Here is a 13,666-nt window from a genome sequence, read left to right as displayed (position 1 = left end):
TCATTCGGATGTACGTTCGGATATGCGGTTGTGTTCAGGCGCATTCAGTCGTATTAAGTTGTGAAGTCTTGTCAGAGATGTACCCCGCCTGCGGCGAGATCCTTCCTGAGCCGGTCGGTCTCGGCCGCGCCGAGACCGACGAGCGGCAGCCGGAGCGGGCCGGCGGGCAGTCCGCGCAACGCCAGGGCCGCCTTGACGGTGATGACGCCCTGGGCGCGGAACATGCCGGTGTAGACGGGGAGCAGCCGCTGGTGGATCTCGGCGGCCTTGGTGACGTCGCCGCCGGTGTACGCCTCCAGCAGGGCGCGCAGTTCGGCGGTGGCGACATGGGCGACGACGGAGACGAAGCCGGTGGCGCCGACGGACAGCAGCGGCAGGTTGAGCATGTCGTCGCCCGAGTACCAGGCGAGGCCGCTGCGGCTCAGTGCCCAGCTCGCTGCGGCCAGGTCGCCCTTGGCGTCCTTGTTGGCAACGATACGCGGGTGCTCGGCCAGCCGCACGATGGTTTCGGTGTCGATGGGGACGCCGCTGCGGCCGGGGATGTCGTAGAGCATCACCGGTAGGCCGGTGGCGTCGGCGATGGCGGTGAAATGCCGGTACAGGCCCTCTTGCGGAGGCTTGCTGTAGTACGGCGTGACCGTGAGCAGACCGTGGGCGCCGCTGCGCTCGGCCTGGCGGGCCAGGGCGACGCTGTGGGCGGTGTCGTTCGTGCCGACGCCGGCGATGACGTGCGCACGGGCTCCGACGGCTTCGAGGACGGCGCGCAGCAGCGCGTCCTTCTCCGCGTCGCTGGTGGTGGGCGACTCTCCGGTGGTGCCGTTGACGACGAGGCCGTCGTTGCCCGCGTCCACCAGATGGCCGGCGAGCCGCTGGGCACCGTCGAGATCGAGGGCGCCGTCGGCGGTGAACGGCGTGACCATTGCGGTCAGTACCCGGCCGAAAGGGGCCCTGGAAGTGGAGGTCGCAGCCATGGATCCCACGCTACTCGGTGTCTGTGCGGCGGCGCAGCCGTGGGACCTGCGGGGAAGGACTCCGACGCTGCCTGCTCGGGGGTTCAGGCAACGCCGAAGTCCGTTTCTGCAGCCTAGATGAACCTCTCGAAGCCCCGCAATCCGAACACTTCGGACATTTTTCAGGGGGCGACTCGGCCGTTCGCGTTGAACGCGGCGTGCGTCAGCGGCATCAGCCCGGCCCAGGCCGCTTCCATCCGCTCCGCCACCATCTCGATCTCCCGCTGCGGGAAGGACGGCACCCGCGCCAGCTCGTGCTGGGTACGCAGGCCGAGGAAGTGCATCAGTGAGCGCGCGTTGCAAGTCGCGTACATCGACGAGAACAGCCCCACCGGCAGGGTGGCCCGCGCCACCTCCCGGGCGACCCCGGCCGCCAGCATCTCCTGGTACGCGGCGTACGACTGCGCGTACGACTGCTCCATCGCGGCGACCACGCCCCTGTGCTGCTCCGGCGTGCCGTGCACGAACTCGTACTTCCCCGGCCGGCCGCGCTGCACCAGCTTCCGCTCCTCCCCGGGCACGTAGAACACCGGCTGCAACTCCCGGTAGCGCCCGGACTCCTCGTTGTAGGAGTTGTGCACGACGATCCCGTCGGCGAGGAAGTTGTGCCGGGGGCCCGCCACCGACAGGTCGTACGTCATCTCCCCGCCGTCGCCGGCGACCGCCGTGACGGCGTCGGGCGCGGCGGCCGTGGCGCCCGCCGCGAGTACCGCGTCGCCGGCGGCCAGCTCTCCGGCCTTGCGCCAGCCGTCCGGGGTGAGGATCGCATGGTCGGCCGAGCAGCGCAGCGCCCGGCCGCCGGCCGTCGTGATCCGCAGCAGCGGCTTCACCCCGGACTCCGTGACGTCGACGATCCGGGTGCGGGACGGCAGGAGGGTGTCCTCGTCGTAGCAGCGCACCTGCTCGGCGCGCCGCGGGTCGCGGCCCCCGGCGCCGGAGTGCCACGTCTCGTACAGGTCCTGGATCCGGCGGCTGTGCGGCTGCCCCGCCGCGTCCTCCAGGGTGATCTCGGTCGAGCCGGCCAGGCACCAGCCGACGCGGTGCCGCATGAACTCGCGGAAGACGAAGATCGGGGCGCTGATGAAGAAGGTCATCGAGTTGTGCTCGAAGGGGCTGCCGTGGCGGTCGCGCATCAGGAAGTTGAGCAGGCCCTTGGAGCGCTCGGGGTCCTTGGTGAGTTCTTCGAGGGACTGTTCTCCTGCGGTGGAGACGCGGGCCGCCCACAGTACGTCCGAGTCCGAGGCACTGTGCTTGACGAGGTCGACGGTCACGTCGTCGCGGAACCGCACGGGCCGATCGGACTCATCGGACACGTCGGACCGGTCGGACACGTCGGGCTCGGTGGGCAGATCGGTCGACACCGGAGATCCTTCCTGTTGGCTGGGGTCAGCCTAGGGGGTGGGTCGGACAACGGACGCAGGTGACGTCAGGTGACAAGGCGGACTCGGAGGTTGGACGTTGCGGCCCGGACGGATAACCTCACCGGTCAGAGCCACCCCCGCCCCACCCGGAAGCCGGAAGAGGACTGTCCTCGTGTCCCTGCCCAACCGCTCCGCCACCGCGACCGACGAGTACGCCACCGGGCGCGCGCTGCCGCACGCCGCCCAGGACCGCTGGATGCGGCCGTACCGTCCGGGGCCGTGGCGGGTGGGGACCGCCGCGCTCGCGCTGATGCTGGCCGCGTACCTGCTGTTCGCGGCACTGATCATGGGGCTGGCCGGCGGTCGGTCGGGGGCGGTGACGGTCCTGCTGGCGGCCCTGGCGGTGATCGCGGCGACACTGCGGCTGCTGCGGACCGGTGTGTGGCTGAGCGGTAAGGGCGTGCGCCAGGTCGGGTACTTCAGCACCGTCACCCTGCCGTGGGGGCGGGTGGGTACCGTGCGGACCGCGCAGCAGCCGGTCAAGGTGCTGGGGCTGCCGCGGACGGTGCAGGGACAGGCGCTGCTGGTCTCCCGGCGCGGCGGCGCCGCGCTGCGGCCGCTGCTGACCGATCACAACGCGGACTTCCTCGGCCGGATCGAGGCGTTCGACATCGCGGCGGACGCGATCGAGAGCTGGGCCGCCGAACTGCGCTGACCCCGGGCCCGTCCCGCGCGGGCGCCCGGACCCGACCCCGCCGCAGGGACACCGTGGCACACGCCGCCGGCCACCCGGATGATCCCGGGTGGCCGGCGGCGGTCGTTCGGGAGGCGGTTACTTTCCGTCGTGCAGGGCGATGGCCCGCTGCATGGCCTTGCGCGCCCGCGGGGTGTCGCGGGCGTCGAAGTAGGCGATGGCCAGCCGGAACCAGGTGCGCCAGTCGTCCGGGGCCGCCTCGGTCTCGGCCTGCCGCTTGGCGAACACCGCGTCGGCGGAGTCACGGGTGATCCGGCCGCTCGGGGTGCGTTCCAGCTCGTCGACGGGCAGTCCGCCCTCGGCTTCCAGCTCGCGCCCGAGCCGGCCGGCGTGCCGGGCGAACTGGGTGGTGTGCCACAGGAACCAGGCGCCGATCAGCGGCAGTACCAGGACCGCGAGGCCGAAGGCGACGGTGACCGGGTGGCCGTCGGCGATCAGCAGGACGCCGCGGTCGCCGGCCAGCACGAAGTAGAAGACCAGGGCCAGCGCGGAGACGGCGTAGCTGATTTTGGCGCGCATCGGGTTCAGTCCCCTTCGCCCAGGAAGTGCTCCAGGCCGAAGGTGAGGCCGGGGACGCCTGGAACGGTCCTGGCGGCGAGCAGGATGCCCGGCATGAAACTGCTGTGGTGCAGCGAGTCGTGCCGGATGGTGAGGGTCTCGCCGGTGCCGCCGAAGAGCACCTCCTGGTGGGCGAGCAGACCGCGCAGCCGTACCGAGTGCACCGGCACCCCGTCCACGTCGGCGCCGCGCGCCCCGGGCAGGCCGTGGGTGGTCGGGTCCTGCTGGGGGGCGCGGCCGGCCTCGGTACGGGCGGCGGCGATCAGCTGGGCGGTGCGGGTGGCGGTGCCGCTGGGCGCGTCGGCCTTGTGGTCGTGGTGCAGCTCGACGACCTCGACGGTCTCGAACCAGCGGGCGGCCTGCTGGGCGAAGCGCATGGTCAGGACGGCGCCGATGGAGAAGTTCGGGGCGACGAGCGCTCCGGTGCCGGGCGCCGCGGCCAGCCAGCCCTCCAGGGCGGTGAGCCGCTCCGGGGTCCAGCCGGTGGTGCCGACCACGGCGTGGATGCCGTGGCCGACGACGTACTCCAGGTTGCCCATGACGGCGTCGGGGTGCGTCAGGTCCACGGCGACCTGGGTGCCGGCCTCGGTCAGCGTCTCCAGCCGGTCGTCGCGGCCGATCGCGGCGACCAGGTCGAGGTCGTCGGCCGCGTCGACGGCGCGGGCCGCCTCGGAGCCGATCCTGCCCTGGGCGCCGATGACGGCCACACGCAGCTTGCTCATCTGTTGCTCGGTCCTCCGGTCGCGGGGCTTGCTGGGGGTGGTGCGAGGTTACGCCAGGGCGTCCTGCAGGCGGCCGGCCTGCTTGTCCTTGACCGGGCCGATGACGGCCAGCGAGGGACGCTGCCCCAGGATGTCGCGGGCGACCGCGCGTACCTCGTCCGGGGTCACCGCGGCGATGTTGGCCAGCAGGTCGTCCACCGACAGCTGGTCGCCCCAGCACAGCTCGCTCTTGCCGAGCCGGTTCATCAGCGCCCCGGTGTCCTCCAGGCCCAGCACCGTGGAGCCGGAGAGCTGGCCGACGGCGCGGTGCAGCTCCTCGTCGGTGAGGCCGTGCTCGGCGACCTGGTGCAGTTCGTCGCGGCAGATCTTGAGGACCTCCGGCACCCGGCGCGGCTGGCAGCCCGCGTACACCCCGAACATGCCGCAGTCGGCGAAGGACGAGGTGTAGGAGTACACCGAGTAGGCCAGGCCACGCTTCTCGCGGACCTCCTGGAAGAGCCGGGAGCTCATGCCGCCACCGAGGGCGGTGTTGAGCACGCCGAGCGCCCAGCGGCGTTCGTCGGTACGGGACAGGCCGGGCACGCCGAGCACGACGTGGGCCTGTTCGGTACGGCGGTCCAGGACCTGCATCCGGCCGGCCGCGCGGATGGCGCGGGACCCGTCGCGGGGCGGGTGCGGCACGGCGTCGGTGTCGCGCAGCACGCCGGCCTCCTCGAACGCCTGGTGGACCTGGCGTACGACGGCGTCGTGGTCGAGGTTGCCCGCGGCGGCCACCACCAGGCGGGTGGGGTCATAGTGCTTGCGGTAGAAGCGGGCCACCTGGTCGCGGCTGAGGGCGTTGACGGTGTCGACGGTGCCGAGCACCGGGCGGCCGAGCGGGGAGTCGCCGAGCAGGACGGTGGTGAACAGGTCGTGGACCTGGTCGCCGGGATCGTCCTCGGTCATGGCGATCTCTTCGAGGACCACACCGCGCTCGGCGTCGAGGTCCTCCTGCCGGATGACGGAGGAGGTGAGCATGTCGCTGACCACGTCGATGGCCAGCGGCAGGTCGGTGTCGAGCACCCGTGCGTAGTAGCAGGTGTACTCCTTGGCGGTGAAGGCGTTCATCTCACCGCCGACCGCGTCGATCGCGGCGGAGATGTCGAGCGCGCTGCGCCGCCGGGTGCCCTTGAAGAGCAGGTGTTCCAGATAATGGGTGGCACCGTTGAGCACCGGGGTCTCGTCGCGGGAGCCGACGCCCGCCCAGATGCCGAAGGTGGCCGAGCGGACGGTCGGCAGCGTCTCGGTGACGACCCGCAGGCCGCCGGGCAGGACGCTGCGGCGGACGGTGCCGATGCCGTCGGTGCCCGGCAGCAAGGTGTGCGTGCGGACGGCCCGCCCCTTGGTGGTGGGGCGGGCCGTCGCCACGGTGGGGCGGGTCGTCACTGGGCCGACTCGTCCTTCTCCTCGTCGCTGTCGTTCTCGCCGTCGATGACCGGGACCAGCGAGAGCTTGCCCCGCTGGTCGATCTCGGCGATCTCGACCTGCACCTTGGCGCCGACGCCGAGGACGTCCTCGACGTTCTCCACGCGCTTGCCGCCGGCGAGCTTGCGGATTTGCGAGATGTGCAGCAGTCCGTCCTTGCCGGGCATCAGCGACACGAAGGCGCCGAAGGTGGTGGTCTTGACGACCGTGCCCAGGTAGCGCTCGCCGACTTCGGGCATCGTCGGGTTGGCGATCTGGTTGATCATCGTGCGCGCGGCCTCGGCCTGGGAGCCCTCGGTCGCGCCGATCAGCACCGTGCCGTCGTCCTCGATGGAGATGTCGGCGCCGGTGTCCTCCTGGATCTGGTTGATCATCTTGCCCTTGGGGCCGATGACCTCGCCGATCTTGTCCACCGGGATCTTGATGCTGATGATCCGCGGCGCGTTCGGGGACATCTCGTCCGGGACGTCGATGGCCTCGTTCATCACGTCGAGGATGTGCAGGCGGGCGTCGCGGGCCTGCTTGAGGGCCGCGGCCAGCACCGACGCGGGGATGCCGTCCAGCTTGGTGTCGAGCTGGAGGGCGGTGACGAAGTTCTTCGTGCCGGCGACCTTGAAGTCCATGTCGCCGAACGCGTCCTCGGCGCCGAGGATATCGGTGAGCGCCACGTAGTGCGTCTCACCGTCGATCTCCTGCGAGATCAGACCCATGGCGATACCGGCGACGGGGGCCTTGAGCGGCACACCGGCGTTCAGCAGCGACATGGTCGAGGCGCAGACCGAGCCCATCGACGTGGAGCCGTTGGAGCCGAGCGCCTCGGAGACCTGGCGGATCGCGTAGGGGAACTCCTCGCGGGTCGGCAGGACCGGGATCAGGGCGCGCTCGGCGAGCGCGCCGTGGCCGATCTCGCGGCGCTTGGGGGAGCCGACGCGGCCGGTCTCGCCGACGGAGTACGGCGGGAAGTTGTAGTTGTGCATGTAGCGCTTGCGCGTCTCGGGCGCCAGGGTGTCCAGCTGCTGCTCCATGCGGAGCATGTTGAGGGTGGTGACACCCAGGATCTGCGTCTCACCGCGCTCGAACAGCGCCGAGCCGTGCACCCGCGGGATGGCCTCGACCTCGGCGGCCAGGGTGCGGATGTCGGTGACACCGCGGCCGTCGATGCGGATCTTGTCCCGGATGACCCGCTGGCGGACCAGCTTCTTGGTCAGCGAGCGGTAGGCCGCGGAGATCTCCTTCTCGCGGCCCTCGAACTGCGGCAGCAGCTTCTCGGCGGCCAGGCCCTTGACCCGGTCCAGCTCGGCCTCGCGGGCCTGCTTGCCGGGGATGGTCAGCGCCTGCGCCAGCTCGTCGGTGACCGAGGACTCCAGCGCCTGGAACACGTCGTCCTGGTAGTCCAGGAAGATCGGGAAGTCGGCGGTGGGCTTGGCGGCCTTGGCGGCCAGCTCGGACTGCGCCCTGCAGAGCGCCTTGATGAACGGCTTGGCGGCCTCCAGACCGCTGGCCACGACCTCCTCGGTCGGCGCCTCGGCGCCGCCCTCGATCAGCTTGATCGTCTTGGCGGTGGCCTCGGCCTCGACCATCATGATCGCGACGTCGCCGTCCTCCAGCACCCGGCCGGCCACGACCATGTCGAAGACCGCGTCCTCCAGCTCGGTGTGCGTCGGGAACGCCACCCACTGGCCCTTGACCAGGGCGACGCGGACGCCGCCGATCGGGCCGGAGAAGGGCAGGCCGGCCAGCTGCGTGGAGCAGGAGGCGGCATTGATCGCGACCACGTCGTAGAGGTGGTCGGGGTTGAGCGCCATCACCGTGCAGACGACCTGGATCTCGTTGCGCAGGCCCTTGACGAAGGACGGGCGCAGCGGGCGGTCGATCAGCCGGCAGGTGAGGATGGCGTCCTCGGACGGGCGGCCCTCGCGGCGGAAGAAGGAGCCGGGGATCCGGCCGGCCGCGTACATGCGCTCCTCGACGTCCACCGTGAGGGGGAAGAAGTCGAAGTGCTCCTTGGGCTGCTTGGAGGCGCTGGTGGCCGACAGCACCATGGTGTCGTCGTCCAGGTAGGCCACGGCGGAGCCGGCGGCCTGACGGGCCAGCCGGCCCGTCTCGAAGCGGATGGTACGGGTGCCGAAGACGCCGTTGTCGATCACGGCTTCGGCGTAGTGGGTCTCGTTCTCCACTAGGGGGATTCTCCTCGTCCTCGCCCGCGGGGCGTGTCCCCGCGGGCCATCGGTGGAGGGGCGTCCTGCCGGGGGCCGGTCTTCGATCGAAGCCTCCGGGGGCGGAACCACCCGGGGGCCACTACCGAGGACCGGCGTGTGCGGCGGATAGGAGGACGCTCCTCCCCGTTCGTTGTCAACAGCACCATTGCACCAGACGGTGCCCGGATCGTGCACGTCCTGCGCGCGTTCCGTGGCCCCGCGCACACGGTTTCATTGCATTGCGCACGCGGGGCGTGTATGGCGGCTGGGGTGGTGGGGGGGTATATGGCAAAGGGAGCGGCCCCGTCCGACGGGAACCGCTCCCCTCCGCGCGTACTAGCGGACGCCCGCCGCGCCGGCACGGATGCCGAGGCGCTCGCGAAGCTCGCGGAAGCGGGTGATGTCCTTCTTGGCCAGGTACTGCAGCAGACGGCGGCGCTGGCCGACCAGGATCAGCAGACCACGACGCGAGTGGTGGTCGTGCTTGTGCGTCTTGAGGTGCTCGGTCAGGTCCGAGATCCGACGGGACAGCAGCGCGACCTGCACCTCGGGGGAGCCGGTGTCGCCCTCCTTGGTGCCGAACTCGGCGATGATCTGCTTCTTCGTCTCGACGTCGAGCGACATACGGACTCCTTGGGTGTCATCGGCCTCCGAGCGCCCCCGGTCTTCATCGCGGGGTGTCTCAGGTGACTCGCGAGGCACGGTCACGCGGTGTCAATACACGCGGGACCGTCACCCAGAGTACCAGCCCGGACCGAGGTGCTTACCCGCGGGTCGGGTCGGCCCGGTCGGGGGAGGCCAGGGGGCGGAGGGGGGCGGAGGGGGGATACGCGGGGGCGGACGGGGGATGTGCGGCAGGTCTGACACCGGGTACGGGGCGGCGATTAGTCTTGCCCCTGAACGGGGAGGCGGAACCGCCCATGGGGTACGTGCGGAACAGCGCCGCGGGACGGCTGCGGACTGCGGACCAGGAGGCATTGTGAGCAGCGATCGGGACGAGAACCGCGCGGGCGGGCCCGGCCCTGTCGAGGACCCTTCGGCGGCGGACGACACCGGTGACCACACCGGCGAGTTCAGCCTCGAACCAAATCTGCCGGCCTGGTACATGCAAAGCGCCGCGTCCGCGCCTGAGGCGGAGGCGGAGGAGCCGGCGCGGGAGGAGTCCGGCTCCGGGGCGGAGGCGGGTGCTGCCGGCTCTGACACGGCGCCCACCGCGGACCCCGCCGACACGGCCGGTCCCGCTGCTCCGGCTTCCACCGGTCCCACTTCCACCGATCCCACCGATTCCGCCGAGTCCGCCGCCGAGAAGGCCGCCGGGGCGGGAACGGAACCGGTCACCGGAGACTTCGAGTTGGCCCGGCCCGCCCGGCCGGCCGGCGCCGTCCCCGGGATCGAGCAGCCCAAGTCCGCTGCGGCGGGGGCGGCTTCGGACCGCGGTGCCGAACCGGACGCCGGTACGCGAGAGGCCGCCGACAGCGCGCGGCAGGACGGGACGACGCCGTTCCCGGTCGCCGTACCGCGCCGCGGGACCGGGGAACGCACCGGCGCACGTCCGGCCGACCGGACGCCGGACGCAGGCACGGGCACGGGCACGGGCACGGACGCGGACGCGGACGCGGCGACGGGCACAGCACCGGCAGGTGACGCGGCGCCGGAGACCGCGGAGCCGGCGGATACGGAGCCGGTCGCGCCGCGGGAGCCGGAAGGGCCGGCGCCTGCCGCGGCGGGAAGGTCCGGCGGACCGGGCGGGGCCGTGGAAGCGGCCGGACTCCCGGAGCCGGCGGACGCGGAGCAGCCGGCCAAGCGGAATCCCGTGTGGACGCCCCTGCCGCCCCCGGCCCTCGCCGCGAACCCGTGGGCGCCCGCCGCGTCGCACAGCCCGGTGCCGCCGCTGCCGCCGCAGTTCGAGCGGGCCGGGACACCGCGGCCGCAGCGGCCGCCCGTCGATCCGACGCAGGCGCCGTACCCCGCACCCGACGCTCCGGACATCCCGACGCCCTACGGTTTGCCCGCCGGGGCGGCGCTCCGCGGCGGCCACCCCTATCCGCCGCCCGCCGCGGCCCCGCAGCCGCCGCTGCACCCGGGGGGACCGAACCCCCCGGCGCCGCCGCAGGCTCCGGACTTCCCGCCGCCCACCGGGCAGCCGCTGATCGCCGGGCACCCCGGCGGCCCCCACCCGCCGGTGCCCCGGAGCCCGCTGGCGCCGCAGCCCGCGCAGACCTCGCCGCCGGAGTCCGGCTTCCCGGCCCCGACCGCCGAGCCGCCCGCTCCCCCGCACCCCGGCGGCCCCCACCCGCCGGCGCCGCCGCCGGGTCCGGACTTCCCACCGCCCACCGGGCAGCCGCTGATCGCCGGCGGCCACGGCTTCCCGCAGCAGGCAGGACAGCCGGCGCGGCCCGCCGGGGCGCCGACCGTCCCCGCACAGCCGCCCGCGGCGTACCCGGCACAGCCGGCCGTTCCGTACCCGGCGGGCGAGAGCCCGGCAGCCGCCGGGCCGGGGGGCGCACCGGCCGCGACCGGAGCCGTACCGCCGCAGGTGCCGCAGCCCGGGTACCCGGGCGGGGCCGCCGCGGCGACTCCCGCTCCCGTTCCGGCGCCCGAGGCCGTACCACCGGTGGCGCCGCCGTTCCGGCAGCAGGCGCCGGTCGCGCCCGGTGCGCCCGGTCCTGAGCGGGCAGCGCAGGCGCCGCAGGGCGGTCCCGGGCTCCCGCCGTCCGGGCCCGACGCGTCCGCTCCGCCCGCGCAGCCCGTCGCGGCGGGCCCGCTGCCACCGCTGCCCGCGCAGGGCGGCTACTCCTTCCCCGCCCCCGGTCAGCCGGGTCCGGCCGGGCCGCAGTCCGGCTTCCCCCAGCAGCAAGGTCTCCCGCCGCAGGCGCCGCACCCCGGCGCGGCGGACCCGCGGACCGGGGGCGTGCCGACCGGCGCACCGGAGCAGTGGCAGTCCGCCGCGCCGAGCGGCGCGCCGCTCGGCTACACCGCGGCCGTGGAGCTCTCCTCCGACCGCCTGCTGCGCAACCCCCCGAAGGCCAGGCGGTCCGGCGGCGGCGCGCAGCCGTCGCGGTTCCGGATCGGCGGCAAGAAGGAGGAGGCGGAGCGGCGGCGCAAGCTGGAGCTGATCCGTACCCCGGTGCTGTCCTGCTACCGGATCGCGGTGATCAGCCTCAAGGGCGGGGTGGGCAAGACGACCACCACCACCGCGCTGGGCGCCACGCTGGCCAGCGAGCGGCAGGACAAGATCCTCGCGATCGACGCCAATCCGGACGCCGGCACGCTGGGCCGCCGGGTGCGCCGGGAGACCGGGGCGACGATCCGCGACCTGGTGCAGGCGATCCCGTATCTGCACAGCTACATGGACATCCGCCGGTTCACCTCGCAGGCTCCGTCGGGACTGGAGATCATCGCCAACGACGTGGACCCGGCGGTGTCGACCGCGTTCAACGACGAGGACTACCGGCGGGCCGTCGAGGTGCTGGGCCGGCAGTACCCGGTGATCCTCACCGACTCCGGGACCGGTCTGCTCTACAGCGCGATGCGCGGCGTACTGGACCTGGCCGACCAGCTGATCATCGTGTCGACGCCTTCGGTGGACGGCGCGTCCAGCGCCAGCACCACCTTGGACTGGCTGTCGGCGCACGGCTACGCGGAACTGGTCGCGCGCAGCATCACGGTGATCTCCGGGGTCCGCGAGACCGGCAAGACGATCAAGGTCGAGGACATCGTGGCGCACTTCAGGACCCGGTGCCGCGGGGTGCAGGTGGTGCCGTTCGACGAGCATCTGGCGGCGGGCGCCGAGGTGGATCTGGACATGATGCGGCCGAAGACGCGGGAGGCGTACTTCAGCCTGTCCGCGATGGTCGCCGAGGACTTCGTCCGGGCCCAGCGGGCACAGGGGCTGTGGACGGCGGACGGGCTGAATCCGCCGCCGGTCCAGGCGCCGCCGCTGCCGGGGACCGGACCGTACGGGGGCGTCCCCGCGGGATACCCGGGCGGGTACGGCCCGGCGCAGCAGCCGGGTCAGGTGCCGCCGGAGCCCTACGGTGCACCGCCGCGGGCCCCGCAGCCGTATCCGCCGGCCCAGGGGCAGCCGGGCCCGGGTCCGCAGGTCCGTTCCCAGGCCCCGCAGCCCCCACCGCAGCCGTTCCAGCCGCAGTCGCCGCAACCGCGGGCGCCGCAGCCTCAGCAGGCGTGGCCCCAGCAGTCTCCCCAGGAGCCGGAGCAGCCACCGGGACAGGGACAGCAGCCCGGGTACGGCTACGGCTATCCGCCGCAGCGGTAGGAGCCGGGGGCGGGACCCGACGGCCGAGGGGGCTGCTGCCGTGACGTCCCGACCGTCATGGCGGCGGCCCCCTCGCGGTCCGGGCGGGCTCCTTCACAGCGCCTCGCGCCCCGGGCCGGGGCGGCTGGCGGGCGCTCGGGAGGGCGGCCAGGCCGTGGGGTCTGCCGTGCGGATCCGCGTGGCCGGCGGGGCGGGGTCCGGCGCGTCCCGGCCGCACGGCCGAGGAGCAAGGCGAGGCGGTACGTCGCCGACCGGCGGGCACGCGGCAGGCGTGCGTACCGGGCCGGCAACGCCGCGTAGATCGAAACCGACGGGCCCTAGCGCTGCCCGGCCGTCTCGACCAGTTCGCGGGCCCGCTTCACGTCGTCACCCATCCGCTCCAGCAGCGCGTCGATGGTGTCGAACTTCTCCATGCCCCGCAGGTAGGCCAGGAAGTCCACCGCCACGTGCAGCCCGTACAGGTCCAGGCCCACCCGGTCGATGGCGTACGCCTCCACCGTGCGCGCGGTGCCGTCGAACGTCGGGTTGGTGCCGACCGAGATCGCCGCGGGCATCGCCTCGCCCGCGACGTGCAGCCAGCCCGCGTACACCCCGTCGGCGGGGATCGCGGTGTGCGGCAACGTCTCGACGTTGGCGGTCGGGTAGCCGAGTTCACGGCCGCGCTGGGCGCCGCGGACCACCACGCCCTCGACGCGGTGCGGGCGCCCGAGGATCTCGGCGGCGCCCTCGATGTCGCCCTCGGCGATCAGCCGGCGGGTCAGCGTGGAGGAGAAGGGCTCGCCGCCGCCCGCCTCGCCGCGGACGAACAGGTCCACGACCTCGAGGTCGTAGTCGTACTTCGGGCCGAGCCCGGACAGGAACTGCACGTCGCCCGCCGCCCGGTGGCCGAAGCGGAAGTTGGGGCCCTCGACCACCAGCTTGGCGTGCAGGCCGTCCACCAGCACGGTGCGGATGAACTCGCTCGGCGTGAGGTTGGAGAAGTCGCGGGTGAACGGGAGGATCAGCAGCGCGTCGACGCCGAGCGCCTCGATGAGTTCGGCCCGCCGGTGGTGGGCGGCGAGCAGCGGCGGGTGGGTGCCGGGCCGTACCACCTCGCTCGGGTGCGGGTCGAAGGTGACGACGACCGAGGGCAGGCCCAGCTCGCGGGCCCGCCGTACCGCGCGGCCCATGATCAGCTGGTGGCCCCGGTGCACACCGTCGTACGACCCGATGGTGACGACGCTGCGCCCCCAGTCACCGGGCACGTCCTCCAAGCCCCGCCAGCGCTGCACCTTGACGCTCCGCTTCATCTCTACTGCCGAACCTACGAACCTACGAACCTAC

9 protein-coding genes and 3 pseudogenes are annotated in these 13,666 nt (G+C 73.1%); 2 read left to right on the top strand and 10 right to left on the bottom strand.

The genetic code is table 11. The features are described from left to right. Positions 1 to 71 precede the first annotated feature (71 nt). The 4 genes and pseudogenes from dapA to RLT57_RS33720 all read right to left on the bottom strand — a co-directional run. Positions 72 to 971, bottom strand: coding sequence for a 4-hydroxy-tetrahydrodipicolinate synthase (gene dapA, locus RLT57_RS24350; RefSeq protein ID WP_311299396.1), 900 nt, complete (start codon positions 969 to 971; stop codon positions 72 to 74). A gap of 161 nt (positions 972 to 1,132) precedes the next feature. Then, positions 1,133 to 1,582, bottom strand: a pseudogene (thyX, locus tag RLT57_RS24345) (FAD-dependent thymidylate synthase); the annotation flags it as partial. A 3-nt stretch (positions 1,583 to 1,585) separates the two neighbouring features. Then, positions 1,586 to 1,978: pseudogene (locus RLT57_RS33725) on the bottom strand (hypothetical protein); the annotation flags it as partial. Between the two features lie 60 nt (positions 1,979 to 2,038). Then, positions 2,039 to 2,323 (bottom strand): annotated as a pseudogene (locus tag RLT57_RS33720) (FAD-dependent thymidylate synthase); the annotation flags it as partial. 220 nt (positions 2,324 to 2,543) lie between these two features. Here RLT57_RS33720 and RLT57_RS24330 point away from each other — a divergent pair. Next, on the top strand, positions 2,544 to 3,086 hold the full coding sequence (locus RLT57_RS24330; protein WP_399129300.1) for a hypothetical protein: 543 nt from the start codon (positions 2,544 to 2,546) through the stop codon (positions 3,084 to 3,086). A 117-nt stretch (positions 3,087 to 3,203) separates the two neighbouring features. On the opposite strand, the gene RLT57_RS24325 is transcribed toward RLT57_RS24330, so the two are convergent. From RLT57_RS24325 to rpsO, 5 genes are all read right to left on the bottom strand, one after another. Beyond that, a complete protein-coding gene (locus tag RLT57_RS24325; RefSeq protein WP_311299395.1) occupies positions 3,204 to 3,644 on the bottom strand; it encodes a hypothetical protein in 441 nt (146 codons plus the stop codon). A 5-nt stretch (positions 3,645 to 3,649) separates the two neighbouring features. Continuing rightward, the gene (gene dapB / locus RLT57_RS24320; protein ID WP_311299394.1) at positions 3,650 to 4,405 is read right to left on the bottom strand and encodes a 4-hydroxy-tetrahydrodipicolinate reductase; all 756 of its coding nucleotides are present in this window, start codon (positions 4,403 to 4,405) and stop codon (positions 3,650 to 3,652) included. Between the two features lie 48 nt (positions 4,406 to 4,453). Next, positions 4,454 to 5,830 carry a M16 family metallopeptidase gene (locus tag RLT57_RS24315; protein WP_311299393.1) on the bottom strand — a complete coding sequence of 459 codons (1,377 nt, stop codon included), beginning with the start codon at positions 5,828 to 5,830 and terminating at the stop codon, positions 4,454 to 4,456. Then, positions 5,827 to 8,046 carry a polyribonucleotide nucleotidyltransferase gene (locus tag RLT57_RS24310; RefSeq protein ID WP_311299392.1) on the bottom strand — a complete coding sequence of 740 codons (2,220 nt, stop codon included), beginning with the start codon at positions 8,044 to 8,046 and terminating at the stop codon, positions 5,827 to 5,829. Before RLT57_RS24310 ends, RLT57_RS24315 begins: the two co-directional genes overlap by 4 nt. 357 nt (positions 8,047 to 8,403) lie before the next feature. Further along, positions 8,404 to 8,691 carry a 30S ribosomal protein S15 gene (rpsO, locus tag RLT57_RS24305; protein WP_033173003.1) on the bottom strand — a complete coding sequence of 96 codons (288 nt, stop codon included), beginning with the start codon at positions 8,689 to 8,691 and terminating at the stop codon, positions 8,404 to 8,406. A gap of 355 nt (positions 8,692 to 9,046) precedes the next feature. Here rpsO and RLT57_RS24300 point away from each other — a divergent pair, with 355 nt between their 5' ends. Beyond that, positions 9,047 to 12,343 (top strand): SCO5717 family growth-regulating ATPase, encoded by a 3,297-nt coding sequence (locus RLT57_RS24300; RefSeq protein WP_311299391.1) that lies wholly within the window; start codon positions 9,047 to 9,049, stop codon positions 12,341 to 12,343. Positions 12,344 to 12,660: 317 nt separating this feature from the next. Here the strand turns inward: RLT57_RS24300 and RLT57_RS24295 are convergent, their stop codons facing one another. Beyond that, on the bottom strand, positions 12,661 to 13,614 hold the full coding sequence (locus tag RLT57_RS24295) for a bifunctional riboflavin kinase/FAD synthetase (protein WP_311300847.1): 954 nt from the start codon (positions 13,612 to 13,614) through the stop codon (positions 12,661 to 12,663). Between the last annotated feature and the right edge of the window lie 52 nt (positions 13,615 to 13,666).

Source organism: Streptomyces sp. ITFR-21 (assembly GCF_031844685.1).
Classification (GTDB): domain Bacteria; phylum Actinomycetota; class Actinomycetes; order Streptomycetales; family Streptomycetaceae; genus Actinacidiphila.
This window is presented reverse-complemented; position numbering and strand designations above follow the sequence as displayed.

Excerpts from the sequence above, each read along its gene's own strand:
- dapA (WP_311299396.1), bottom strand. The coding sequence starts at position 971 with ATGGCTGCGACCTCCACTTCCAGGGCCCCTTTCGGCCGGGTACTGACC.
- RLT57_RS24325 (WP_311299395.1), bottom strand. The coding sequence starts at position 3,644 with ATGCGCGCCAAAATCAGCTACGCCGTCTCCGCGCTGGCCCTGGTCTTC.
- dapB (WP_311299394.1), bottom strand. The coding sequence starts at position 4,405 with ATGAGCAAGCTGCGTGTGGCCGTCATCGGCGCCCAGGGCAGGATCGGC.
- rpsO (WP_033173003.1), bottom strand. The coding sequence starts at position 8,691 with ATGTCGCTCGACGTCGAGACGAAGAAGCAGATCATCGCCGAGTTCGGC.